General features: G+C 65.3%; 20 protein-coding genes. 11 read left to right on the top strand and 9 right to left on the bottom strand.

Annotated elements, in window-relative coordinates; translation table 11 throughout:
* Positions 1–90: 90 nt before the first annotated feature.
* Both AC1D02_RS21985 and AC1D02_RS21980 read left to right on the top strand, forming a co-directional pair.
* Positions 91–1,779 (top strand): long-chain-fatty-acid--CoA ligase, encoded by a 1,689-nt coding sequence (locus AC1D02_RS21985; RefSeq protein ID WP_477320595.1) that lies wholly within the window; start codon positions 91–93, stop codon positions 1,777–1,779.
* Positions 1,780–1,844: 65 nt separating this feature from the next.
* Complete coding sequence (locus AC1D02_RS21980; protein WP_477320594.1) at positions 1,845–3,524, top strand: long-chain-fatty-acid--CoA ligase; 1,680 nt, start codon at positions 1,845–1,847, stop codon at positions 3,522–3,524.
* A 38-nt stretch (positions 3,525–3,562) separates the two neighbouring features.
* Here AC1D02_RS21980 and AC1D02_RS21975 read toward each other — a convergent pair whose 3' ends face one another.
* The gene (locus tag AC1D02_RS21975) at positions 3,563–5,134 is read right to left on the bottom strand and encodes an alkaline phosphatase D family protein (protein WP_477320593.1); all 1,572 of its coding nucleotides are present in this window, start codon (positions 5,132–5,134) and stop codon (positions 3,563–3,565) included.
* Positions 5,134–5,580 carry an acyl-CoA thioesterase gene (locus tag AC1D02_RS21970; protein WP_477320592.1) on the bottom strand — a complete coding sequence of 149 codons (447 nt, stop codon included), beginning with the start codon at positions 5,578–5,580 and terminating at the stop codon, positions 5,134–5,136. Before AC1D02_RS21970 ends, AC1D02_RS21975 begins: the two co-directional genes overlap by 1 nt.
* Positions 5,581–5,642: 62 nt before the next feature.
* On the opposite strand from AC1D02_RS21970, the gene AC1D02_RS21965 reads away from it, so the two are divergent.
* Entirely contained in the window at positions 5,643–7,490 is a 1,848-nt protein-coding gene (locus AC1D02_RS21965; RefSeq protein WP_477320591.1) for an ABCB family ABC transporter ATP-binding protein/permease, read from the top strand.
* 87 nt (positions 7,491–7,577) lie between these two features.
* On the opposite strand, the gene AC1D02_RS21960 is transcribed toward AC1D02_RS21965, so the two are convergent.
* The 3 genes from AC1D02_RS21960 to AC1D02_RS21950 all read right to left on the bottom strand — a co-directional run bounded on the left by AC1D02_RS21960 (position 7,578) and on the right by AC1D02_RS21950 (position 11,293).
* A complete protein-coding gene (locus AC1D02_RS21960) occupies positions 7,578–8,660 on the bottom strand; it encodes a type II asparaginase (RefSeq protein WP_477320590.1) in 1,083 nt (360 codons plus the stop codon).
* A 19-nt stretch (positions 8,661–8,679) separates the two neighbouring features.
* Entirely contained in the window at positions 8,680–9,951 is a 1,272-nt protein-coding gene (locus AC1D02_RS21955; protein ID WP_477320589.1) for a metal-dependent hydrolase family protein, read from the bottom strand.
* Between the two features lie 76 nt (positions 9,952–10,027).
* A complete protein-coding gene (locus AC1D02_RS21950) occupies positions 10,028–11,293 on the bottom strand; it encodes a dicarboxylate/amino acid:cation symporter (RefSeq protein WP_477320588.1) in 1,266 nt (421 codons plus the stop codon).
* 197 nt (positions 11,294–11,490) lie between these two features.
* On the opposite strand from AC1D02_RS21950, the gene AC1D02_RS21945 reads away from it, so the two are divergent.
* The 4 genes from AC1D02_RS21945 to AC1D02_RS21930 all read left to right on the top strand — a co-directional run bounded on the left by AC1D02_RS21945 (position 11,491) and on the right by AC1D02_RS21930 (position 14,703).
* Positions 11,491–12,216 carry an amino acid ABC transporter ATP-binding protein gene (locus AC1D02_RS21945; RefSeq protein ID WP_477320587.1) on the top strand — a complete coding sequence of 242 codons (726 nt, stop codon included), beginning with the start codon at positions 11,491–11,493 and terminating at the stop codon, positions 12,214–12,216.
* A gap of 146 nt (positions 12,217–12,362) precedes the next feature.
* On the top strand, positions 12,363–13,286 hold the full coding sequence (locus AC1D02_RS21940; RefSeq protein WP_477320586.1) for an amino acid ABC transporter substrate-binding protein: 924 nt from the start codon (positions 12,363–12,365) through the stop codon (positions 13,284–13,286).
* 1 nt (position 13,287) lies between these two features.
* Positions 13,288–14,010, top strand: coding sequence for an amino acid ABC transporter permease (locus tag AC1D02_RS21935; RefSeq protein WP_477320585.1), 723 nt, complete (start codon positions 13,288–13,290; stop codon positions 14,008–14,010).
* A gap of 3 nt (positions 14,011–14,013) precedes the next feature.
* On the top strand, positions 14,014–14,703 hold the full coding sequence (locus AC1D02_RS21930) for an amino acid ABC transporter permease (RefSeq protein WP_477320584.1): 690 nt from the start codon (positions 14,014–14,016) through the stop codon (positions 14,701–14,703).
* A 3-nt stretch (positions 14,704–14,706) separates the two neighbouring features.
* On the opposite strand, the gene AC1D02_RS21925 is transcribed toward AC1D02_RS21930, so the two are convergent.
* Both AC1D02_RS21925 and AC1D02_RS21920 read right to left on the bottom strand, forming a co-directional pair.
* Positions 14,707–14,976, bottom strand: coding sequence for a Txe/YoeB family addiction module toxin (locus AC1D02_RS21925; protein WP_477320583.1), 270 nt, complete (start codon positions 14,974–14,976; stop codon positions 14,707–14,709).
* Positions 14,973–15,215, bottom strand: a complete 243-nt coding sequence (locus tag AC1D02_RS21920; RefSeq protein WP_477320582.1) for a type II toxin-antitoxin system Phd/YefM family antitoxin — start codon at positions 15,213–15,215, stop codon at positions 14,973–14,975. The genes AC1D02_RS21925 and AC1D02_RS21920 overlap by 4 nt, the downstream gene beginning before the upstream one ends.
* 124 nt (positions 15,216–15,339) lie before the next feature.
* Here AC1D02_RS21920 and pyrC point away from each other — a divergent pair, with 124 nt between their 5' ends.
* The 4 genes from pyrC (at position 15,340) to AC1D02_RS21900 (ending at position 18,603) form a co-directional block, all read left to right on the top strand.
* Positions 15,340–16,404 (top strand): dihydroorotase, encoded by a 1,065-nt coding sequence (gene pyrC, locus AC1D02_RS21915; RefSeq protein ID WP_477320581.1) that lies wholly within the window; start codon positions 15,340–15,342, stop codon positions 16,402–16,404.
* A 5-nt stretch (positions 16,405–16,409) separates the two neighbouring features.
* The gene (locus AC1D02_RS21910; RefSeq protein WP_477320580.1) at positions 16,410–17,195 is read left to right on the top strand and encodes a DUF3025 domain-containing protein; all 786 of its coding nucleotides are present in this window, start codon (positions 16,410–16,412) and stop codon (positions 17,193–17,195) included.
* Positions 17,196–17,210: 15 nt separating this feature from the next.
* Positions 17,211–18,197 (top strand): Gfo/Idh/MocA family protein, encoded by a 987-nt coding sequence (locus tag AC1D02_RS21905; RefSeq protein ID WP_477320579.1) that lies wholly within the window; start codon positions 17,211–17,213, stop codon positions 18,195–18,197.
* 208 nt (positions 18,198–18,405) lie between these two features.
* Positions 18,406–18,603, top strand: a complete 198-nt coding sequence (locus tag AC1D02_RS21900; RefSeq protein WP_477320578.1) for a hypothetical protein — start codon at positions 18,406–18,408, stop codon at positions 18,601–18,603.
* A gap of 4 nt (positions 18,604–18,607) precedes the next feature.
* On the opposite strand, the gene AC1D02_RS21895 is transcribed toward AC1D02_RS21900, so the two are convergent.
* On the bottom strand, positions 18,608–19,255 hold the full coding sequence (locus tag AC1D02_RS21895; RefSeq protein WP_477320577.1) for a hypothetical protein: 648 nt from the start codon (positions 19,253–19,255) through the stop codon (positions 18,608–18,610).
* 290 nt (positions 19,256–19,545) lie between these two features.
* On the bottom strand, positions 19,546–21,597 hold the full coding sequence (recG, locus tag AC1D02_RS21890; protein WP_477320576.1) for an ATP-dependent DNA helicase RecG: 2,052 nt from the start codon (positions 21,595–21,597) through the stop codon (positions 19,546–19,548).
* Between the last annotated feature and the right edge of the window lie 30 nt (positions 21,598–21,627).

Raw genomic sequence — 21,627 nt, 5'->3', positions numbered from 1 at the left:
CAGCTTCGCCCGATAGCATCTAAATCGAGTACCCCGAGGCGCCGCTCGATCGGCGTCCATCACGATAATTAGAGAGACGAGGGATCTGAGATGGATAAATTTTGGCTGAAGTCGTACCCGGAAGGCGTTCCGGCGGAGATCGATCCCGACCAATACCGCTCGCTGGTCCAGCTGCTGGAGGAGTCGTTCACGAAGTTCGCGGACCGCAACGCCTATGCCTGCATGGACAAGTTCCTGACTTACAAAGAGCTCGACGCCTATTCGCGCCGCGCCGCCGCCTGGCTGCAAAGCCGCGGCATGAAAAAGGGCGCGCGCGTCGCCATCATGATGCCGAACGTGCTGCAGTATCCGGTTGCGATCGCCGCGATCCTGCGCGCCGGCTACACGGTGGTCAACGTCAATCCGCTGTACACGCCGCGCGAACTGGAGCACCAGCTGACCGACTCCGGCAGCGAGGCGATCATCGTGCTCGAGAACTTCGCCACCACGCTGCAGCAGGTGCTGCCGCGCACCCAGGTCAAGCACATCGTCGTCGCCAGCATGGGCGAGATGCTGGGCGGGGCCAAGGGCGCGGTGGTCAACTTCGTCGTGCGCCACGTGAAGAAGCTGGTGCCCGAGTTCTCGTTGCCGAACGCGGTGACCTTCAAGGACGTGCTGTCGCAGGGCGGGCGCATGACGTTCACGCCGGTCGAGACCACGCCGCAGGACGTCGCCTTCCTGCAGTACACGGGCGGCACGACCGGCCTGTCGAAAGGCGCCACGCTCACCCATCGCAACGTGATCGCCAACGTGCTGCAGTCCGAGGCCTGGTCGATGCCCGCGCTGAACAAGGCGCCGGTGGTCGAGCAGATCACCATCGTCTGCGCGCTGCCGCTGTATCACATCTTCGCGCTGACGGCGTGCGCGATGTGGGGCATGCGGGTCGGCGCGATGAACCTGCTGATCCCGAATCCGCGCGACATCGGCGGCTTCATCAAGGAGCTGCGCAAGTACCAGGTCAACATGCTGCCGGCCGTGAACACGCTGTACAACGCGCTGGTCAACCATCCCGATTTCGGCGCGGTCGATTTCTCCGCGCTGAAGATCTGCAACGGCGGCGGCATGGCGGTGCAGCAGGCCGTCAACGACAAGTGGCGCGCGATCACCGGCGTCAGCATCATCGAAGGCTACGGCCTGTCCGAGACCTCGCCGGTGGCGACCTGCAACCGCGCCGACAACGAAGGCTTCACCGGCACCATCGGCCTGCCGGTGCCGTCGACCGACATCGCCATCCTCGACGACGATGGCCAGCCGGTGCGGCTGGGCGAGCGCGGCGAGATCGCGATCCGCGGCCCGCAGGTGATGGCCGGCTACTGGAATCATCCGGCCGAAACGGCCAAGGTGATGACGCCCGACGGCTTCTTCAAATCGGGCGACGTCGGCGTGATGGACGAAAACGGCTACGTGAAAATCGTCGACCGCAAGAAGGACATGATCCTGGTATCGGGCTTCAACGTCTACCCGAACGAACTCGAAGGCGTGATCGCGGCGCATCCGGGCGTGCTCGAATGCGCTGTGATCGGCGTGCCGGACGAGGCGTCGGGCGAAGCGGTCAAGGTGTTCGTGGTGCGCAAGGATCCGAGCCTGACGGCGGACCAGCTGATGGAGTACTGCAAGAAGGAACTGACCGGCTACAAGAAGCCGAAATACATCGAGTTCCGCACCGAGCTGCCGAAGACGAACGTCGGCAAGATCCTGCGGCGCATGCTGCGCGACGAGAAGCAGGCGGAAACCGCGTAGCGGCAAGGCGGACAGCAAACACGCCCGCCTCGCCGGGCGTTTTTTTATCGAAGATGGGGTAATGGATGGACAAGTTTTGGCTCAAGTCGTATCAGCCCGGCGTGCCGGCGGAGATTGACTGGACGAAGTATCAATCGCTGACGCACATGCTCGAGGGCGCATTTCGCAAGTTCGCGGACCGCAAGGCCTTCGTCTGCATGGACAAGGCGATCACCTACGCCGAACTTGACCGCATGTCGCTGCAGATGGCGGCCTGGCTGCAGTCGAAGGGCCTGAAGCAGGGCGCGCGCGTAGCCATCATGCTGCCGAACGTGCTTCAGTACCCGGTGGCGATGGCCGCTGCGCTGCGCGCCGGCTACGTGATCGTCAACGTCAACCCGCTGTACACGCCGCGCGAGCTGGAGCATCAACTGATCGATTCCGGCGCGGAAGCGATTATCGTGCTGGAGAATTTCGCGACCACGGTGGAACAGGTCGTCGCCAAAACGCAGGTCAAGCACGTGATCGTCGCGGCTATGGGCGACATGCTGGGCGCGCTGAAAGGCACGATCGTCAACCTGGTGGTGCGCAAGGTGAAGAAGCTGGTGCCGGCGTATTCGCTGCCGGGCGCGATCAAATTCAACCGCATGATGTCGGAGGGCGCGCGCATGACGTTCGCGCCGGTCACGATTGGCCGGGAAGACATCGCCTTCCTGCAGTACACCGGCGGCACCACCGGCGTGTCGAAGGGCGCAGTGCTGCTGCACCGGAACGTGATCGCCAACGTGATGCAGAACGAAGCGTGGCTGCAGCCGACCATCGAAACGCTGCCGAAGGACGAGCAGCTGCAGTTCGTCTGCGCGCTGCCGCTGTACCATATTTACGCGCTGACCATGTGCGCGCTGATGGGCAGCCACCTCGGCGGCATGAACCTGCTGATTCCGAATCCGCGCGACATGGCCGGCTTCGTCAAGGAGCTGGCCAAGTACCGCATCAACATCTTCCCGGCGGTGAACACGCTGTACAACGGTCTGCTCAACAACCCGGACTTCGCCAAGCTCGATTTTTCCAGCTACCGCGTCTGCAATGGCGGCGGCATGGCGGTACAGAAGGCGGTGGCCGACAAGTGGCTGAAATTGACCGGCACCGCGATCGTCGAAGGCTATGGCTTGTCGGAGACCTCGCCGGTGGTTTCGGCCAACCGCTGCGACATCAAGGAGTTCTCCGGCACCATCGGCCTGCCGTATCCATCGACGGAAATCCAGATTCTCGACGACGACGGCCAGCCGGTGCCGCTCGGCGAGCGCGGCGAAGTCGCGATCCGCGGCCCGCAGGTGATGGCGGGCTACTGGAACCGCCCGGACGAAACGGCGAAGGCGATGACCTCGGACGGCTTTTTCAAGACCGGCGACATCGGCGTGATGGACGCGACGGGCGCGACCCGCATCGTCGACCGCAAGAAGGACATGATCATCGTATCGGGCTTCAACGTCTATCCGAACGAAGTCGAGGCCGTGGTGTCCGGCATCCCCGGTGTGCGCGAATGCGCGTGCATCGGCGTGCCGGATGCGGCGACCGGCGAGGCGGTCAAGCTGTTCATCGTCCGCGGCGATCCGGCGCTGACCAAGGAGCAGGTGCTCGAGTACTGCAAGGAACAGCTGACTGCCTACAAGAAGCCGAAGTACGTCGAGTTCCGCGATGACCTGCCGAAGACCAACGTCGGCAAGATCCTGCGCCGCGAACTGCGCGACCCAGTGCCTGCATAACGGGCCTGGGGTCAGGTCCGCCGGACCTGACCGCGCAGTTAAGTCCGGGTCAGTCCCGCGAGCCCGGCCTGCACGACAAAGCTCGCCAGCGTCTGCGTCTTCGTCGCAGCATCGCGCACATCGTCGAGGCCGACGAAGTGCGTGGTAGTCCTCTCCGGCGCCACCTCCATCAGCATGAACCCGCGCTTGTCGCTGCGCCCATACTTGATGTGCGGGTTCATGTCGACATACTCCAGCGTGCGCTGCTGCGGCCGTCCGCCTGACGTCACCGACGTGCCGCAAAACTCTGTCGCCAGCACCGGATTCGCGTTCGACACCGGCTTGTAGAAATCGCTGCGCAGTTCCGTCGCATAAAAGGTGTGGACGTCGCCCGACAGCACCAGCGGATTTGCCGCGCCGCTTTTGGCCAGCGCGCCGAACAGCCGCTCGCGCGCCATCGGATAACCATCCCAGCCATCGGTCCAGAAGCGGCCGTCGTCCGGCGTGACGATTTTGGTCTGCGTCGACTGCGCCATCAGCGTCTGCTGCGCGATGATGTTCCAGCGCGCCGGCGACGAGTCAAGGCCAGCCGCCAGCCACGCTTCCTGTTCGCCGCCGAGCATCGAGCGATTAGGGTCGCGCAGCGCCGCGCAATCGCGCCGCCTGACGGATCCTGACTTGCCGGCGGGTTCGTCCTTGCAGGCGTGGTAGGCGCGATACTGGCGGTCGTCGAGCACGTGAAAGCGCGCCAGCCGGCCCCAGTCGAAGCGCTGAAATATGCGAAATCTTGCATAATCCGTCTGCCCCGGCGACGCCAGGCGGATCGGCATGTGCTCGTAAAACGCCTGGTAGGCGGCCGCGCGGCGCGCCATGAAATTGGCCGACAGGTGCAGGTCGCGGTCGTTGGCGTAGTCGTTCTCGACCTCGTGGTCGTCCCAGGTGACGATCCACGGCGCCACGTGGTGCGCGGACTGCAGGTCCGGATCGCTCTTGTACTGGGCATAACGCGCGCGGTAGTCGGCCAGCGTGAACGACTCGTTGCTGCGCTTCGACTTTTCCGGATGCTTGAGCTGGTACGGGCCCCACTCGTAGATGTAATCGCCGAGGAAGGCCACCAGGTCGGGCGCGGCCGCGGCAATCTGCCGATGCGCGCCGTAGCTGCCGAACTCCCAGTGCTGGCACGACGCCACCGCCAGCTTGAGCAGGGCCGGCATCGCATCGGGCGCCGGCGCGGTGCGGGTGCGCCCGACCGGGCTGACCGCGTCGCCCAGCATGAAGCGATACCAGTACCAGCGCGCCGGCGCCAGGCCGGTCACGTCGACGTGCACGCTGTGCGCCAGCGCCGGCACGGCGGACGCGACGCCTTTCGCGGCGATGCGCCGGAAGCCCTCGTCCTCGGCCACTTCCCAGCGCACGGAAAGCGCCACCGGCGCGGTCGATGCGGCGTCGAGCGGATCGGCCAGGATGCGCGTCCACAGGATCACCGAGTCGGGCAGCGGCGAACCCGAAGCGACGCCGAGGCTGAACGGATACGCGGTCGTCCCGGCGCGCGCGCACGCGACGCCGCCGACAGCCGCAAAGGCGGCCAGCTGCGCCGCATTGAGCAGGAAAATGCGGCGCTGGCGATCCATCAGGCGTCGGGATTCGAAATCAGCGATTCGAGCGGCGGCAGCTGGCGCGGCTTGCGGTCGTCGCCGGTGGCGACATAGGTGAGCGTCGCCTCGGTGACCTTGACGGTGTCGGCCTGCAGGCGGTTGCGCTCCGCGTACACCTCGACGTACACGGTGATCGAGGTATTGCCGACCTTGACGATGTCGGCGTAAAACGACAGCAGGTCGCCGACGAATACCGGATGCTTGAACAGGAAGGAGTTGACCGCGATGGTCGCGACGCGGCCGTTGGCGCGGCGCGTGGCCGGCAGCGAGCCGGCGACGTCGACCTGCGCCATGATCCAGCCGCCGAAGACGTCGCCATACACATTGGCGTCGGACGGCGCGGGCATTACGCGCAGCTGCGGCATTTTCCCGACGGGGAGGCCGGCGTTCGGCGTATTGACTGGGTTTTCTGGCGTGGTCATCGTGATTTCTCGTGAAAGGCTACAATCGTCCCAAATTGAACCATAAATCCCAGAGCTCTGCCATGCGCCGTCATTCCGCCAGTCCCAACCCGCCCCCGCCCGACCAGAAGCCGACCCGCAGCGACTGGTCCACGATCGGCACGCTGCTGCCTTATCTGTGGGTCTACAAGTGGCGCGTGCTGGCCGCGCTGTGCTGCCTGATCGGCGCCAAGGTCGCCAACGTCGGCATCCCGGTGGTGATGAAGCACCTGATCGACGCGCTCACCATCAGCCCATCGAGCCCGCAGGCGCTGGTGGTGCTGCCGATCGGCGCCCTGATCGCGTACGGCGCGCTGCGCCTGTCGACCACCGTCTTCACCGAGCTGCGCGAATTCCTGTTTGCGCGCGTCACGCAGCGCGCGGTGCGCACCATCGCGCTGCAGGTGTTCCGCCATTTGCACGCGCTGTCGCTGCGCTTCCACCTGAACCGCCAGACCGGCGGCATGACGCGCGATATCGAGCGCGGCACGCGCGGCGTCAGCTCGCTGATCTCCTACACCCTGTTTAATATCCTGCCGACGCTGGTCGAGATCACGCTGGTGCTGGGCTACCTGATTACGAAGTACGACAAGTGGTTCAGCGTGATCACGGCGGTCGCGCTGGTCACCTACATCACCTTCACGGTCATGGTGACCAACTGGCGCACCCACTTCCGGCGCACCATGAACGACCTCGATTCGAAGGCCAACACCAAGGCCATCGACTCGCTGATCAACTACGAGACGGTGAAATACTTCGGCAACGAGAAGTACGAGGCGGCGCGCTACGACGAAGGCCTGCAGCACTTCGAGAACGCCGCGGTGAAGTCGCAGACTTCGCTGTCGGTGCTGAACACCGGGCAGTCGCTGATCATCGCCACGGCGGTCACGCTGATCCTGTGGCGCGCGACGGTCGGCGTCATCGACGGCAGCATGAGCCTGGGCGACCTGGTGCTGGTCAACTCCTTCATGATCCAGCTGTACATCCCGCTCAACTTCCTCGGCGTGATCTACCGCGAGATCAAGCAAAGCCTGGCCGACATGGAGCGCCTGTTCGCGCTGCTGGACCAGAACCGCGAAGTGGCCGACAGCACCGACGCGAAGCCGCTCGTCACGCAAGGCGCGAAGGTCGCGTTCCGCCACGTCGAATTCAGCTACGAGTCCAAGCGGCAGATCCTGTTCGACGTCGATTTCACCATCCCGGCCGGCACGACCACCGCGGTGGTCGGCCACAGCGGCTCGGGAAAGTCGACCATGTCGCGCCTGCTGTTTCGCTTTTACGACGTCAACGGCGGGGCCATTACGATCGACGGCCAGGACGTGCGCGACGTGACGCAGGAATCGCTGCGCGCCGCGATCGGCATCGTGCCGCAGGATACGGTGCTGTTCAACGACACCATCGAGTACAACATCGCCTACGGCAAGCCGGGCGCCGATAAAGCCGACATCGTGGCCGCTGCGCGCGCGGCCTCGATCCACGACTTCATCGAAAGCCTGCCGGACGGCTACGGCACGATGGTCGGCGAGCGCGGGCTGAAGCTGTCGGGCGGCGAGAAGCAGCGCGTGGCGATTGCGCGCACGCTGCTCAAGGATCCGACGATCCTGATCTTCGACGAGGCCACTTCGGCGCTCGACTCGAAGGCCGAGCAGGCGATCCAGGCGCAGCTGAAGGAGATTGCGAAGAACCGCACCACGCTAGTGATTGCGCACCGGCTGTCGACGGTGGCGGACGCGCAGCAGATCCTGGTGCTGGATCACGGCCGCATTGTCGAACGGGGGACGCATTACGCGCTGCTGGCCGCCAAAGGGCTTTACGCGCAGATGTGGGAAAGGCAGCAGGCGAGGCAGGATGAATCGCTGGCCTCGCCGCCTGTGGAGCTGGAGCAGGACTGATGCTTCGAGCGCCGGCGTCAAAACATGGGGTCAGGTCCGCCGGACCTGACCCCGGGCCTGGCGCCGCGGGTTGAATTTCCCTCTGACTTAGTAGGTGTAGAACATCCGCTGGATCTCTTTGGTGCTGGTGGTCTTCGTCAGCGCCAGCATCAGCAGGATGCGCGCCTTCTGCGGGTTCAGCGTATCGGCCACCACGAAGTCCAGTTCATCGTCATTCGCCTCGCCGTTGCGCGCCAGGATGCCCTGGCCGACGCGGCTGGCACGCACAATAATCACACCCTTCTGGCGCGCCGATTTCAGTGCCGGCACCACCTTGGCCGCAAGGCTGCCATCGCCCACGCCCGCGTGGATGACGCCCTTGGCGCCGGCCGCGACGAACGCGTCGACCGCCACCGGACCGACGTTGGCGTGGCCGTACACGATTTCCACCGCCGGCAGCGCATTCAGCGCGCTCACGTCGAACTCCGTGTCCACGGTGTGCTTGCGGGTCGAGGCGCGATAGAAGAAGGGCTTGCTGCCCTGGATGTAGCCCAGCATGCCCAGCTCCGGCGTGCGGAACGAATCGAGCGTCGAGGTGTTGACCTTGGTGATGTCGCGCGCGGCCTGGATCTGGTCGTTCATCGCCACCAGCACGCCCTTGCCGACCGCCTCCGGGCTCGCGGCCAGCAGCACCGAGTTATACAGGTTGATCGGGCCGTCGGCCGACAGCGCGGTCGATGGCCGCATCGCGCCCACCAGCACCACCGGCTTGCGGCTCTTGACCACCAGGTCCAGGAAGTACGCGGTCTCCTCCAGCGTGTCGGTGCCGTGCGTGATGACGATGCCGTCGACGTTCGGCTGCGCCAGCAGCGCGTTGACGCGCCTGGCCAGGGTCAGCCAGTGCTCGTTGCTCATGTTCTCGCTGGCGATCTGGAACACCTGCTCGCCGCTGACGTTGGCGACCTTCGCCAGTTCAGGCACCGCCTTGATCAGGCTTTGCACGCCGACGGTAGCGGCGGTGTAGCCGACCGTGGTGGTGCTGGTCGCGCCGGTGCCGGCGATGGTGCCGCCGGTCGCCAGGATGACGACATTGGCCAGGCGTGGCGCCGGCGCCTCGGCGTGGACGCCCGAGACGAGGAACAGGGAAACGAACAGCGCCATCATCGAACGGCGTTTTGCTTGGTGCAGCATGGGACCTCCAGGTTAAGAATTAAGGCTGTTTATAGACCGTGCCGGCCTTCATGACGAACTTCATCTGCTGCAGCGTGGCGATGTCGCGCAGCGGATCGCCGCTGACCGCGACGATGTCGGCGGCGTAGCCCGGTTCGACCGATCCGAGCTTGTCGGACTGGTCGAGCAGGGTGGCGGCGCCGAGGGTGGCAGAACGGATCGCCGCGAGCGGCGGCATGCCGGCTTCCACCATGTAAGCGAACTCCTTCGCGTTGTCGCCATGCGGGTAGACGGCGGCGTCGGTGCCGAAGGCGATCTTCACGCCGGCGCGGTAGGCGCGGCCGAAGGTGGCCTGGATCTGCGGGCCGATCGCGGCGGCCTTGGGCTGCACCAGCGCCGAATAGTAGCCGTCGATCTTGGCCTTGTCGGCCACGTAGCGGCCGGCCGAAATGGTCGGCACATACCAGGCGCCGTGTTTCTTGAACAGCGCGATCGTATCGTCATCCATCAGGGTGCCGTGCTCGATCGAGTCGACGCCGGCGCGCAGCGCGCGTTTCATCCCCTCGGCGCCGTGGGCGTGCGCCGCGACCCGGAATCCGTAGTCCTTGGCGGTGGCGACGATCGCGCGCAGCTCGTCCTCGGTGAACTGGGCGTTCTGGCCGCTGCGCGCCTGGCTCAATACGCCGCCGGTCGCCGTCACCTTGATCAGGTCCGCGCCGTCCTTGTAGTGGGCGCGCACGGCCTGGCGGCCCTGTTCGGGGCTGTTGACGACCGAGGAGGCGTGGACCGCATGGCCGAACTGTTCCGACAGGTTGTTGGTCGGGTCGCCATGGCCGCCGGTGGTCGAGATGATCGAACCCGCGGTGAACATGCGCGGGCCGACCACCGAGCCTCTGTCGATCGCCCGTTTCAGCGCGATGTTCAGATTTTCGCCCGCGCCCAGGTCGCGCACGGTGGTGAAGCCGGCCTTGAGGGTGCGCTCGGCGTACGGCACCGACGCGTAGGCGGCGTCGGCGGGATTCGAGCTTAATGCCTCGCGCAGCGAAGCCACCTGCGGCTGGGTTTCGCCAGTCAGGTGCACGTGCATGTCGATCAGGCCGGGCAGGCAGGAATAGGCCGACAGGTCGATGTGGCCGGGCGCCGGCGCCATCGGCCCGATCGCCGTGACGACGCCGTTGTCGACGGTGATGCTGACGCGTTCGCGCCAGCTGCCGGCCTTGACGTCCAACAGGCGGCCGCAATCGACAACCTGCGGCGCGGCCTGGGCGGCGCCGGCCATCATGATCAATCCCGCCAGTGTGAATTTTTGCATTGCGTGCTCCTGAAGAGTGCTTACAAAAAAGGGCCTTCCATCGCTGGAAAGCCCTTCGTGATCGAGCGCCGGCGCCTTATGGCAGTTCGGCTGCGGCCCAGTCCTGCTTGACCGGGACGGCCAGTTCGTTCTCCCATTTGGCCACGACCGCGGTGGCGATGCCGTTGCCGATGACGTTGGTGGCCGAACGCGCCATGTCGAGGAAGTGGTCGATGCCGAGCAGGAGCAGCAGGCCCGCCTCGGGGATGTTGAATTGCGTGAGCGTGGCGGCGATCACCACCAGCGAGGCGCGCGGCACGCCGGCCATGCCCTTCGACGTCAGCATCAGCACCAGCATCATGGTGATCTGCGCGGAGAGCGACATCTCGATGCCGTAGGCCTGGGCGATGAAGACGGTGGCGAAGGTGCAGTACATCATCGAGCCGTCGAGGTTGAACGAGTAACCGATCGGCAGCACGAATGCGGCGATGCGGTTGCGCACGCCGAAGCGCTCGAGGCCTTCCAGGGTTTTCGGGAAGGCGGCTTCGGACGACGCGGTCGAGAAGGCCAGCAGGGTCGGCTCGCGCAGTTCGGCCAGCAGCTTGATCACGCGCGGACCGAGGAACATGAAGCCCAGGATAGTGAGGACGATCCACAGCAGGATGATCCCGAGGTAGAACTCGCCCATGAATACGCCGTAGGTCTTGAGCACGGCCAGGCCGCTCTTGGCGACGATGCCGGAGACGGCCGCGAACACCGCGTACGGCGCGAAGTTCATCACGTAGCCCGTCACCTTGAGCATGATGTGGGCGACGCCGTCGATGGCGTCGATCAGCGGCTTGCTGCGCTCGCCGACCGCGGCGGCCGCGGTGCCGAAAAAGATCGAGAAGATCACGATCTGCAGGATCTCGTTCTTGGCCATGCCGTCGATGATCGACGACGGCACCAGGTGGGTGATGAATTCCTTCAGCGTCAGGCTGCTGGTGGCGATGCCCGAAGCGGTGCCGGCCGCCGGCATCAGGTTGGCGGCGTGGATCGCGTCGCCCGGACGGAACAGGTTCACCAGGATCAGGCCGAGCGACAGCGAGATTACCGATGCGATGACGAACCAGCCCAGCGCCTTGATGCCGATGCGGCCCACTTCCTTGGTGTCGCCCATGCGCGCGATGCCGACCACCAGGGTCGAGAACACCAGCGGCGCGATGATCATCTTGATCAGGCGCAGGAACAGCGTGGTCACCAGCGACATGATGTCGGCGAAACCGCCCGGATTGGCCAGGTTGGTGTTGGCGAAGTAGCCGGCCACGATCCCGAGCACGAGGCCGATCAGGATATAGGTAGTCAGGCGGTTGCGATTATTCATAAAGGGCGCTTCCTGTGAGAGTGGCGATCCGTGTGCCGATGGACTCGTGATTAAATACTGTAGCCTTGCGTTCTCAGGCCACACACGCTATTTTGTGGGCGCGCCAGGACAGTTACTGATGAGAATTGCAAGTTCCGCAGTATCCTAAGCATTCCCGGTGCTGTCAAGCTCGCCTGCCCCTACGAACAACGGACAACATGATCGAACTGAATAACGTCAGCAAGTGGTACGGCGCCTTCCAGGTGCTCGATGGGTGCAGCACCCGCGTCGACAAGGGCGACGTGGTGGTCATTTGCGGCCCGTCCGGCTCGGGCAAATCGACCCTGATCAAGACCGTCAACGGGCTCGAACCGTTCCAGCAGGGGCAGATCGTGGTAGACGGCGTGTCGGTGGGCGACCCGAAGACCAACCTGTCGGCGCTGCGCGCGCGGATCGGCATGGTGTTCCAGAATTTCGAACTGTTCCCGCACCTGACCGTGCGCCAGAACCTCACGCTCGGCCAGGTCAAGGTCCTCAAGCGCAGCGACGACGAAGCGACGGCGCGCGGACTGAAGTATCTCGATCGCGTGGGCCTGCTGGCGCAGCAGGACAAGTTCCCGAGCCAGCTGTCGGGCGGTCAGCAGCAGCGGGTGGCGATCGCGCGCGCGCTGGCGATGGATCCGATTGCGATGCTGTTCGACGAGCCGACGTCGGCGCTCGATCCAGAGATGATCAACGAGGTGCTCGACGTGATGGTCGGGCTGGCGCAGGACGGCATGACGATGATGGTGGTGACCCACGAGATGGGATTTGCGCGCAAGGTGGCCGACCGCATTGTCTTCATGGACCACGGCAAGATCGTTGAAGACAGCCCGAAGGAAGAATTCTTCGCCGCGCCGCGCGCCGAGCGGGCGCGCGATTTCCTGGCGCGAATCATCCACTAGCAAAAGCCGGGTCGGGGCCGTCCGGCCTGGACCACGCAGGCTCCGGAGTGGCGCTCGAGCCTGCAATCAAGTCTGCAACTCTGTTGCCCGCCAGCGATTTGCAGTGAACGCCTACTGAGCGCAGAATGATGGCAACGGAGGTCATCATGAAGACTGCTCGGTTAACAGTAATATTTGCGTGCGCCGCATACGCCGGCCTTGCCTTCCCGGCCAGCGCCCAGGAGTTGACGGGCACGCTGGCCAAGATCAAGCGCACCAACGCCATCACCCTCGGCGTACGCGACGGCTCGGTGCCGTTTTCCTATCTCGACGACAAGCAGCGCTACATCGGCTATTCGGTCGACCTGTGCATGCGGGTGGTCGATGCGCTGAAAAAGCAGCTGGCGTTGCCGACCTTGAAGGTGACGATGAACCCGGTCACGTCGGCCAACCGCATCCCGCTGATGGCCAACGGCACCATCGACCTCGAATGCGGCTCCACCACCAACAACCTCGAACGCCAGCAGCAGGTGGCCTTCGCGCCGACCATGTTCATCATATCGGCCCGGCTGCTGTCGAAGAAGTCGTCCGGCATCGTCTCGTTGGCCGACATGAAGGGCAAGACGCTGGTCGTCACTGCCGGCACGACCACGCTCAAGCAAATGACCTCGCTTAACCAGGAGCGCGGACTGGGCATGAACATCGTCGTCGCCAAGGACCATCCGGAATCGTTCCTGATGATGGATACCGGGCGTGCGGCGGCCGAAGCGAACGACGACATCCTGCTGGCCGCGCAGGTCGCCAGCGCGAAGAATCCCGCCGACTACCAGACATCGCCGGAAGCGCTGTCGGTCGAACCCTACGGCATCATGATGCGGCGCGGCGACCCGGCCTTCAAGAAGGCGGTCGACACTGCGCTCAAGCAGGTCTACAAGACGGAAGAATTCGAAAGGATCTACGCCAAGTGGTTCATGCAGCCGATTCCGCCGCGCGGCATCAACCTGCGCTTCCCGATGCCGGCCGGTCTGAGGGCCGTGATCGCCAATCCGACCGACTCGGGCGACCCGGCCGCTTACCGCATCACGAAATAGCGTGAACTACCACTGGAACTGGGGGATATTCTTCCAGCTCTCGCCCGATGGCGCCCACACCTACCTCGACACGCTGCTGGCGGGACTGGGATGGACGCTGGCGACCGCGCTGTCGGCCTGGCTGATGGCGCTGGTGCTGGGCATGGCCGTCGGCACCGCACGCAGCCTGCCCGGCGCCGGGCCGCGGCTGCTGGCCTCCGGCTACATCGAGCTGTTTCGCAACATCCCCTTGCTGGTCCAGATGTTCCTGTGGTTTTTCGTGCTGCCCGAGCTGCTGCCGCTCGCAGCGGGCGATGCGCTCAAGGCGCTGCCGAACTCTTCCTTCCTCACCGCGACCATCTGCCTCGGCTTCTTCACGTCGGCGCGGGTGGCGGTGCAAGTGGCCGCGGGAATCGATTCGGTGGCGGCGGGCCAGAGGCTGGCCGCGCGCGCGCTGGGCATGCGCCTGTCGCAGGTCTATCGTTTCGTGCTGCTGCCGCTGGGACTGCGCATCGTTGTGCCGCCGCTGACCAGCGAATTCCTCAACATCATCAAGAACAGTTCGGTCGCGCTGACCATCGGCGTGATGGAGCTGACCGCCAGCGCGCGCGCGGTGCAGGAGTTCTCGTTCCAGGTATTCGAGGCCTTCACCGCCGCCACCGTGATCTACCTGCTGGTGAACCTGGCGACGGTCTCGCTGATGCGCGCGATCGAGCGCCGCACGGCGCTGGTGGGCGGAGCATGAGCGATGCTCGGCGCCTTCGACTTCGACGTCATCGAGCGCTCGTGGGGCTACCTGTTCCGCGTCGGGATGGTGTTCACGCTGCAGCTGACGGTGTTTGCGATGGCCGGCGGCATCGTGCTCGGCACGCTGCTGGCGCTGATGCGCCAGTCCGACCTGAAGATCGTCGCGCCGATCGCCGGCGCCTACGTCAACCTGGTGCGCTCGGTGCCGCTGGTGCTGGTGATCTTCTGGTTCTACTTCCTGGTGCCCTACCTGGCCGCGTGGGCGATCGGCGCGCCCGAGCCGGTCGAGGTCGGGCCCTTCTGGTCGGCGCTGATCACCTTCATGCTGTTCGAAGCGGCGTACTACTGCGAGATCATCCGCGGCGGGATCCTGTCGGTCCCGCGCGGACAGGCCGCCGCGGCGCAGGCGCTGGGCATGGGATATTGGGAGGCCATGCGGCTGGTGGTGCTGCCGCAGGCGTTTCGCAACATGATCCCGGTGCTGCTGACGCAGACCATCGTGCTGTTCCAGGACGTGTCGCTGGTGTACGTGCTGTCAATTCCGGACTTCGTCGGCGCCGCCAGCAAGGTCGCCCAGCGCGACGGCCGGCTGGTCGAGATGTATTCGTTCGTGGCGCTGGTCTATTTTGTGATGTGCTTCGCGCTGTCGCGCATGGTGCGACGCCTGCAACGTCGCGTGGCCATTGCGTGACGCCTAGATGCGGCCGTAATGGCCCCACATGCACAAGACTTTAACCGTTTGCCGCTCGACCTCGACCTCGTATACGAGTCTGTGCTGAATATTGATCCGCCGAGAATAGTAACCCGCGAGACCGCCAATGAGCTTCTCATAAGGCGGGGGAGAGCGGAAAGGGTCTTGCCTCAGGAGGTCGAGAAGAACCTGGGCTTTCGCTTTCAATCCGGCGCTGGCGAGATTCAGGGAGTCTTTTTTCGCCTGCTTGCTGAACACCAGATGCCAGCTCACCAGGGAAGTTCCGTATCGCACTCCTCCAGCGGCGTGTCGTGCCCCTCCTTAAGCGACTCAGCCATGCCCGGGATAGACAGCAAATACACGGTTTCCTGTATAGCGTCCCAATCTGCTGCTGAGACAAGCACCGCGTCGTGCCGCCGGCCCGTAATAGTTATCGGCGTGCTCGTTTCGGCGGTCTCATCGATCAAATGGTAGAGCTCGTCGCGAGCCTGGGTTGCCGATATCGTTTTCATTCACGCCTCCGCATTTCGAGCTCATAACGTACGCTTTCACGTACGTGATGTCAAACGGCTGGCGCAAGAATCGTGCAGCGCCTGCAACGGGTAAAATAACGCCACTTGCTCCTTGAAAGCCTCCATGTCCATCATCGAATCCCCCCAGACCCTGACCATCACCCGCCCCGACGACTGGCACCTGCACCTGCGCGACGGCGCGGCGATGGCCAGCGTGCTGCCGCACAGCGCGCGCCAGTTCGCCCGCGCGATCGTGATGCCGAACCTGAAGCCGCCTGTGACCACCACCGCGATGGCCAGCGCCTACCGCGACCGCATTCTGGCGGCGCTCCCGGCCGGCATGCACGGTGCGGCGAACCGCTTCGAGCCGCTGATGACGCTGTACCTGACCGACAACACCGAGCCGGACGAGATCCGCCGCGCGATGGACACGGGCTTCATCCACGCCGTCAAGCTGTACCCGGCCGGCGCCACCACCAACTCCGACGCCGGCGTCACCGACCTGGCCAAGTGCTACAAGACGCTCGAAGCGATGCAGGAAATCGGCATGCCATTCCTGGTGCACGGCGAAGTGACCGACCAGGACATCGACCTGTTCGACCGCGAGGCCGTGTTCATCGAACGCGTGATGCGCCCGCTGCGCCGCGACATGCCCGAGCTGAAGATCGTGTTCGAGCACATCACCACCAAGGACGCCGCGCAATACGTGGCCGAAGCCGAAGGCCCGATCGCCGCCACCATCACCGCGCACCACCTGCTGTACAACCGCAACGAGATCTTCAAGGGCGGAATCCGACCGCACTACTACTGCCTGCCGGTGCTGAAGCGCGAAGAGCATCGCCTGGCGCTGATGACGGCCGCCACCAGCGGCGACGAGCGCTTCTTCCTCGGCACCGATTCGGCGCCGCACGCGATCGGCGCCAAGGAAACCTCCTGCGGCTGCGCCGGCTGCTATACCGCGCTGCACGCGATGGAGATGTACGCCGAAGCCTTCGACCGCGCCGGCGCGCTCGACAAGCTCGAAGCCTTCGCCAGCTTCTATGGCCCGGACTTCTACGACCTGCCGCGCAACGAAGGCACGGTCACACTGACGCGCGAATCGTGGACCCTGCCGGCCACGGTGGCGCTGGGCGAAGCCGCGCTGGTGCCGCTCAACGGCGGCGAGCAGATTAACTGGAAGATGCTGTAACGCCGATGCTGCCCGAGATCGACTGGAGCCGCCCGTGGTACGACACGGTGCGGCCGGCTTTCGAGCGGCTGGACTTGGCGGACGGCGACCTGATCGCCGCCTTCAATGCCGGCGCGGCAGGCCTGACCAACGCCGCCGGCCAGCCGCTGCGTTTCGTGCCCCAGTCCGCGCTGCCGGAAGGGCGCGCCTACGAAGAATTCATCGGCGCCACCGGCTGCGTGCCGACGCGCGAGAACCTCCACGATTTCTTCAACGCGCTGGTGTGGCTGACGTTCCCGCGCATCAAACGCCAGCTCAACGCCTTGCAGTCGGCGCAGATCGCGCTGGCCGGGGTCGGCAAATCGCGCGGGCCGGCGCGCGACGCCGCCACCATCTACGACGAGAATTCGGCGCTGCTGGTGGTGCGCGATGGCGACGAAGGCCGCGCGCTGGTCGACGCCTTGCGCGGCCATCGCTGGCAGGAAGCTTTCTGCCAGCGGCGCGCCCAGTTCGGCGCCGACGCGCAGGTCTGGCTGTTCGGCCACGCGCTGATGGAAAAGCTGGTCGTCCCGCGCAAGGCGATCACCGCGCACACCCGCGTGATCCATGCCGGCGACGACTATTTCGCGCTGGCGCCCGAAGCGCAGCGCGAATGGATCGACCGGCACGAAGCGCTGGCGCTGGCTGGCGAAGCGCTCACCACCGCCGGCTTCACGCCGCTGCAGGTCCTGGGCGTGCCCGGCTGGTGGCCGCAGCAGGACGAAGATTTTTATGCCGACACCAGCGTGTTCCGACCGAAGCGAGCTGCCTGAACGAGGAGTCAAACGATGGATGAAGTGCGCTGGGGGATTCTCGGCACCGGCAAGATTTCGCGCCAGTTCGCCGAGGCGCTGAAGGATACGCCTGGCGCCTTGCTGGCCGCCGTGGCGTCGCGCGGCATCGACGGCGCGCAGTCGTTCGCGCGCGAATTCGGCGCCGCGGCCGGCTACGGTTCCTACCAGGCGCTGGCCGACGCGAACGATGTCGACATCGTCTACATCGGCACGCCGCACCCGATGCACGCCGAGAACGCGCTGATGGCGCTCCGCGCGGGCAAGGGCGTGCTGTGCGAAAAAGCGTTCACGATGAACCGGCGCGAGGCCGAGGAAGTGGTGGCGCTGGCGCGCGCGAAGAAGCTGTTCCTGATGGAGGCGATGTGGACGCGCTTCATGCCTGCGCTGGCCGAAGTGCGCCGCATCATCGCGTCCGGCGAGATCGGCCGCGTGCACCAGGTGACCGCCGATTTCGGCTTCCTGGCGACGCAAGGGCCGGAGCACCGCATCTTCAATCCGGCGCTGGGCGGCGGCGCGCTGCTCGACCTGGGCATCTACCCGCTGTCGATCGCGGCGGCATTGCTGGGCCCCGTCGAGTCGGTGCGCGCCGTGTCGGAAATGGGCCCGACCGGTGTCGACATCCAGACCGCCTTCACGCTGCGTCACGAAGGCGGCGCGCTGTCGGCCTGCAGCTGTTCGCTGCGCGCGCGCACGCCGGGCGAGCTGACGGTGTCCGGGGAGCTGGGCCATGTGCGGATGAACACCATGTTCCACCGCGCGAAAACCATTACGGTGGCGCCGGCCGACGGCACTGTGCGCACGGTGGACACGCCGTTCATCGGCAACGGCTACGCGCATGAAGCGATCGAAGCGCAACGCTGCTTCCGGGCCGGCCTGATCGAAAGTCCCGGCATGACGCACGGCGAAACGCTGGCGCTGATGGGTGTGATGGACGAGATCCGGGCGCAAATCGGCCTGCGCTACCCAGCGGACCGCAGCTGATACGAACCTGTTGCACGGCGTCGAACAGGCGCCTGCAAACCTGTTGGCGCCCGGCGGACACCCTGCTTCGCGCAACTGGGCGCGTGCGAAAAAATCACGTTAATTCAAATACTTAGGGAGATTCCGTCGCGCTGGCACGGGTCCTGCTGTATCGCAGATGTGGGCATCGAAGCCCGCGCCTCCGAAACCCGACCCGAAAGGAATTATCGTGAACGTCCACAAAAACATGGAAGTGATTTTCGTGACCGCGCTGGCTGCCGTGAGCCTGGGAAGCTGGCTGCTGGACAGCCTGCCGGCCGCGCAGGCGGTGACCAACAAGCCGCTGGTCGTCGAACGCAGCATCGCCACGCCGACCAGCATGGCGGTTGTCGTCATCAAGGCGCCGCGTGGCCGCAGCGCCGATTGAACGCCTAGCCGAAGTTAGCGCGCGCCGCATCCAGGCGCCGGAACAGGTCCTGGTGCTGGCCGCGGGCGTGGCGGGTCATGTGCTTGCGCGCGTGATCGAGTTCCTTCAGCTCGCGCTCGGCCATCTGCCGCTCGCCATGTTCGATCGCCCACAGCGCCAGGCCGGAGCGCGCCTCGATGCTGGCGAAGCGCTGCACCAGCATCTGGTACTCGCCGCCGGCTTCTTCCTTGCGGCCGGCGGCGTCATATGCGCGGGCCAGCAGCAGGCCGATTTCTTCGGGACGGAAGTTGGGCTGCGCCGCGCGCAGCGACACCAGCAGGCCGATCGCAGGCCGCGGCTGATTGTTGGCCAGCTTGGCGCGCGCCGCGCCCAGGTTGATCTCGGGATCGCTGGCAAACGGGCCGTGCAGGCAGGCGTCGTACTGCTCGACCGCCTGTTCCGTCTTGCCGGCGGCGAGCAGCGCCTGCGCCAGGCGCATCTGGTTGTGCGCCGTCGGCGTCAGGTCGAAAGCCTGCTGGGCCTCGCGCAGGTCGCGGCCGGGGTTCAGGCCTTTCTGGATCGCCGCGCCGGCCTGGCGCGCGCCGCGCTCAAGGCGCGAATGCGGCAGGAACACCACCGCGAAATAGACGATGCTGCCCAACAGAGGAAACATGAACAGGATAACCAGCCAATAGAGCTCGCGGCCCGAGCGCACGGCATGGATCGCGAAAAACAGGGCGACGATAAGGTGAAGTCCAATTCCGAAAATGGGCATGCGATTACCTGTTGTAATGACGACACTTAAATTGCCGACAAGCATACCCGTTATTTTTAGTTGAAAACTATTGAATATTCACACTGTGCGGAATGCCCGTTGTAGTTATTTCTGTGACAAGACACGAGGCGCAGAAGTGTTTACACCTGATTCATCCTGCCTGCGCGGGCAGCTGCGACAACGGCTAGTCAGACCTTCAGGAATTCCTCTTTGCCGCCGAGCCAGCGGGCCAGGTGGGCTTCGACCACGTCGTGGTCCGATTCGTGCAGCAGGTTGTGGGCGACGTCGCGCGCCTGCTCGACCAGCCACTGGTCGGTTTCAAGGTCGGCGAAGCGCAGCATGGCCTGGCCCGACTGGCGCGCGCCGAGGAATTCGCCGGGGCCGCGGATCTCTAGGTCGCGCCGCGCGATCTCGAAGCCGTCGGTGGTTTCGCGCATGGTCATCAGGCGCTGCTTGGCCACGCCGCCCAACGGACTTTGATACAGCAGCAGGCAGACGCTGGCCGCCGAGCCGCGACCGACGCGCCCGCGCAGCTGGTGCAGCTGCGACAGGCCGAAGCGCTCGGCGTGCTCGATCACCATCAGCGACGCATTCGGCACGTCGACACCGACCTCGATCACCGTGGTCGCCACCAGCACCTGAACCTCGTTGGCGGTGAACGCGTCCATCACTTCCTGCTTCTCGGCCGGCTTGAGGCGCCCGTGCACCAGGCCCACCTGCAGGTCGGGCAGCGCCTCGGCCAGCATCGCGTGGGTGTCGGTCGCGGTCTGCAGCTGCAGCGCTTCGGATTCCTCGATCAGCGGGCAAACCCAGTACACCTGGCGGCCTTCGAGCGCCGCCGCGTGCACGCGCTCGATCACTTCGTCGCGCCGGTTCTGGTCGATCGCGCGCGTGACGATCGGACTGCGGCCGGGCGGCAGCTCGTCGATGATCGAGACTTCGAGGTCGGCGTAATACGTCATCGCCAGGGTGCGCGGGATCGGCGTGGCCGACATCATCAGCTGGTGCGGCGTCTTGCCGTTGCTGCCTTTGTTGCGCAAGGTGAGGCGCTGGCCGACGCCGAAGCGATGCTGCTCGTCGACGATCACCAGTCCCAGCTTCGCGAAGCTGACCGTGTCCTGGATCAGCGCATGGGTGCCGATCACCAGCTGTGCCTCGCCCGATTCGACCAGCGCGGTCGCGGCCAGCTTGTCCTTCTTTTTCAGGCTGCCGGTCAGCCACGCGACCTTCACGCCGAGCGGCTCCATCCACGCCGCGATCTTGCGGAAGTGCTGGTCGGCCAGGATCTCGGTGGGCGCCATCAGCGCGGCCTGGTAGCCGCTGTCGATCGCCTGCGCGGCCGCCAGCGCGGCGACCACGGTCTTGCCGCTGCCGACGTCGCCCTGCAGCAGGCGCTGCATCGGATACGGATGGCGCAGGTCGGCGCGAATCTCTTTCAGCACGCGGGCCTGGGCGCCGGTCAGTGTGAACGGAAGGATGGCGGTGAACGCCTCGCTCAGCGTGCCGACGGTCTTGATCACCGGCGCTCCCTTGGCGCGGCGGGCCCGCTGCGCGCGCTTGAGCGACAGCTGCTGGGCCAGCAGCTCGTCGAACTTCATGCGCACCCAGGCCGGGTGCGAGCGGTCCATCAGCGCGTTCTCGTCGATCTCCTGCGGCGGCGTGTGCAGCAGGCGCACCGAGGGCTCGAAGTTCGACAGATTCATCGACGCCAGCAGCTTGGGCGGCAACGTGTCCTGCCAGTTCACGCGCTTCATCGCATCGGAGATCGCGCGTCGCAGGATCGCCTGCGACAAGCCTTCGCCGGAGGGGTAGACTGGCGTGAGCACGGTGGGCAGCGGCGCGCCCTCGTTGATGACCTTGTAGGCGGGGTGGACCATCTCGGCGCCGAAGAAGCCGTGCTTGAGCTCCGCGCGGGCGCGCACCCGGGTGCCTTCGGCCAGCTGCTTGACCTGGCTGCCGTAGAAGTTCATGAAGCGCAGCAGCAGGTCGCCGGTTTCGTCGGCGATCGTCACCAGCAGCTGGCGGCGCGGCCGGAAGCTGATCTCGTTCCTGGTGACGACGCCTTCGACCTGCGACACGTGGCCGCCGCGCAGGCAGGCTTCGCGGATCGACACCACCTGGGTCTCGTCCTCGTAGCGCATCGGCAGGTGCAGCACCAGGTCCATGTCGGTGCGCAGTCCCAGCTTGGCGAGCTTGCTTTCGTTGGTTTTTGGCGCAGGTTTCGGTTTGGATGCGGGCATTGTGGCGATTTTGCGGGGCAAGTGGCGTAA

It is taken from the genome of Massilia sp. P1_C10 (assembly GCF_056406475.1).
This window is presented reverse-complemented; position numbering and strand designations above follow the sequence as displayed.

Excerpts from the sequence above, each read along its gene's own strand:
- AC1D02_RS21955 (WP_477320589.1), bottom strand. The coding sequence starts at position 9,951 with ATGCAAAAATTCACACTGGCGGGATTGATCATGATGGCCGGCGCCGCC.
- AC1D02_RS21905 (WP_477320579.1), top strand. The coding sequence starts at position 17,211 with ATGGATGAAGTGCGCTGGGGGATTCTCGGCACCGGCAAGATTTCGCGC.
- AC1D02_RS21910 (WP_477320580.1), top strand. The coding sequence starts at position 16,410 with ATGCTGCCCGAGATCGACTGGAGCCGCCCGTGGTACGACACGGTGCGG.
- AC1D02_RS21920 (WP_477320582.1), bottom strand. The coding sequence starts at position 15,215 with ATGAAAACGATATCGGCAACCCAGGCTCGCGACGAGCTCTACCATTTG.
- AC1D02_RS21975 (WP_477320593.1), bottom strand. The coding sequence starts at position 5,134 with ATGGATCGCCAGCGCCGCATTTTCCTGCTCAATGCGGCGCAGCTGGCC.
- AC1D02_RS21960 (WP_477320590.1), bottom strand. The coding sequence starts at position 8,660 with ATGCTGCACCAAGCAAAACGCCGTTCGATGATGGCGCTGTTCGTTTCC.
- pyrC (WP_477320581.1), top strand. The coding sequence starts at position 15,340 with ATGTCCATCATCGAATCCCCCCAGACCCTGACCATCACCCGCCCCGAC.
- AC1D02_RS21985 (WP_477320595.1), top strand. The coding sequence starts at position 91 with ATGGATAAATTTTGGCTGAAGTCGTACCCGGAAGGCGTTCCGGCGGAG.
- AC1D02_RS21940 (WP_477320586.1), top strand. The coding sequence starts at position 12,363 with ATGAAGACTGCTCGGTTAACAGTAATATTTGCGTGCGCCGCATACGCC.
- AC1D02_RS21970 (WP_477320592.1), bottom strand. The coding sequence starts at position 5,580 with ATGACCACGCCAGAAAACCCAGTCAATACGCCGAACGCCGGCCTCCCC.
- recG (WP_477320576.1), bottom strand. The coding sequence starts at position 21,597 with ATGCCCGCATCCAAACCGAAACCTGCGCCAAAAACCAACGAAAGCAAG.
- AC1D02_RS21895 (WP_477320577.1), bottom strand. The coding sequence starts at position 19,255 with ATGTTTCCTCTGTTGGGCAGCATCGTCTATTTCGCGGTGGTGTTCCTG.
- AC1D02_RS21930 (WP_477320584.1), top strand. The coding sequence starts at position 14,014 with ATGCTCGGCGCCTTCGACTTCGACGTCATCGAGCGCTCGTGGGGCTAC.
- AC1D02_RS21980 (WP_477320594.1), top strand. The coding sequence starts at position 1,845 with ATGGACAAGTTTTGGCTCAAGTCGTATCAGCCCGGCGTGCCGGCGGAG.
- AC1D02_RS21965 (WP_477320591.1), top strand. The coding sequence starts at position 5,643 with ATGCGCCGTCATTCCGCCAGTCCCAACCCGCCCCCGCCCGACCAGAAG.
- AC1D02_RS21945 (WP_477320587.1), top strand. The coding sequence starts at position 11,491 with ATGATCGAACTGAATAACGTCAGCAAGTGGTACGGCGCCTTCCAGGTG.
- AC1D02_RS21950 (WP_477320588.1), bottom strand. The coding sequence starts at position 11,293 with ATGAATAATCGCAACCGCCTGACTACCTATATCCTGATCGGCCTCGTG.